The following is a 578-nucleotide window of genomic DNA, read 5'->3' on the forward strand; positions in this document are numbered from 1 at the left end:
GCCAAAAGCAGTGAGCATGTCTGACGATACTGTGCAGAGCGGCGCCTGACCGACGACGCGCGCACATTCGATAAACTGAAGGGCAGAGGGGATCGCATCCCTTCTGCCCTTTTTGCATGGCGCGTTTCGACTGACAGTCGACAAGTCACAGTGGAGGGCTAGGGAGACCGGCCTCGCTGGCGATCAGCATCATTGCCGCCGAGAGCGTGTGGCCATCGGTGATCTGGCCGGCGGTGATCATGGCCATCAGCTCCTGGCGGGTGATGAACAATAGATCATCCACTTCGCCATCGGTTGCGTCGGTGGCTTGTGTATCGAGGTAGACCTGGCACACCGCAACCGCACTGGCAATCAGCGATGTGTTGCTGTGCAGCAAACCCAACTCCTTGACCTTCAACGCCTGCCAGCCCGTTTCCTCCAGCAGCTCGCGGGCCGCCGCGTCGCAGGCGGTTTCGTTCTCGTCGATGGCGCCCCGCGGGAATTCGATGGACATCCCGCCAATGGCCCGACGCTYGAGGTTGACCAGCATCAGCCGGCCGTCTTCCAGGGTCGGCACGGCCACCACGCCATTGATAGCC

At 61.7% G+C, this 578-nt stretch carries 1 protein-coding gene; it reads right to left on the reverse strand.

Annotation, left to right across the window (positions count from 1 at the left end; genetic code table 11):
* Window positions 1–145 precede the first annotated feature (145 nt).
* Window positions 146–578 (reverse strand): NUDIX hydrolase (locus AC1DCY_RS27350; RefSeq protein WP_477355848.1); only part of this gene is annotated, 433 nt, incomplete at its 5' end.

This window comes from Lysinibacillus sp. 10T31, from assembly GCF_056394365.1.